Origin of the sequence: Frankia sp. AgKG'84/4 (assembly GCF_023242965.2) — a bacterium.
GTDB lineage: Bacteria > Actinomycetota > Actinomycetes > Frankiales > Frankiaceae > Frankia.
Genome location: NZ_JALKFU020000801.1, coordinates 1 through 1,075 on the forward strand (window position 1 = coordinate 1; position 1,075 = coordinate 1,075).

Annotated in this window: 2 protein-coding genes; both read left to right on the forward strand. The window is 75.7% G+C overall.

The annotated features are described in order from the left end of the window. Positions 1-657 (forward strand): DUF881 domain-containing protein (locus tag MXD58_RS25315; RefSeq protein WP_250610165.1); only part of this gene is annotated, 657 nt, incomplete at its 5' end. Continuing rightward, a complete protein-coding gene (locus tag MXD58_RS25320) occupies positions 654-989 on the forward strand; it encodes a DUF1290 domain-containing protein (protein WP_248840803.1) in 336 nt (111 codons plus the stop codon). The genes MXD58_RS25315 and MXD58_RS25320, both read left to right, overlap by 4 nt. Positions 990-1,075 lie beyond the last annotated feature (86 nt).

The window sequence follows — 1,075 nt, forward strand, 5'->3', positions numbered from 1 at the left end:
GCGGTGACCGGCGCCGGCGTGCGGATCACGATCGCCAACCGCCTCGGCGGCGGCTCCGGGGCGGCCGACCCACGTGTTCCCGGCGCCGACCCCCACGCGGCGCGGACCGGCCCGAGCGCCACCACCGCTGCTGGCTCGGACGCTGCTGGCTCGGACGCTGCTGGCTCGGACGCTGCTGGCTCGGACGCTGCTGGCTCGGACGCTGCTGGCTCGGCCTCGGCCGCTCCGGCCTCGGCCGCTCCGGCCTCCGCCGCTCCGGCCTCGGCCGCTCCGGTCTCCGCTGGATCGGCCGGGTCCGCACCGGGAAGCGGCCGGATCCAGGATCACGACCTGGCGGACCTGGTGAACGTGCTGTGGATCGCCGGCGCGGAGGCGATCGCCGTCAACGGCGTGCGGCTCACCGCGCTCAGCGCCATCCGCTCGGCCGGGGACGTGGTGCTGGTCGGGTTCGTCGCGGTACTCGCGCCGTATGTGGTCGAGGCGGTGGGCGATCCGGCGGCGCTCGCCCGGCGTACCGAGCAGTCGGCCGTGGTCGACCGGCTGCGGCACCAGCCGAACTCGCCGGTGACCGCCCTGACGGTGGCGGGTGAGAAGAACCTGACCCTGCCGGCGGCCGCGGCGCCGGTACTGCGCAACGCGCGACGGAGTGGATCATGATTGTGGTGCTCGCCCTGGTGCTGGGCGTCGTGGCCGGGCTTCTGCTGGGTCCGACCGCGCCGGACTGGCTCGATCCCTACCTGCCGGTCGCGGTCGTCGCCGCCGTGGACGCCGCGCTCGGCGCCGCGCGGGCGGGTGTGGAGGGAACGTTCGACGACCGGGAGTTCGTCGTGTCGTTCGCCTCCGACGTGGCGATCGCGGTGCTGCTGGTGCTGCTCGGCGAGCTGGTCGGCTTCGGCGGCGCGCTGTCGACGGCGGTCGTCGTCGTGCTCGGTATCAGGATCTTCGCGTCGGCGACGGCGCTGCGCCGCGCCCTGCTGAGTGAGCGCTGAGATGCCGGCCGCCCCGGACGATCCGGGAGCGGGATCCGCGTCGGCCGCACCGGAGCGGGTGCCCGGCGACGGCGCGGGTCCCGCTC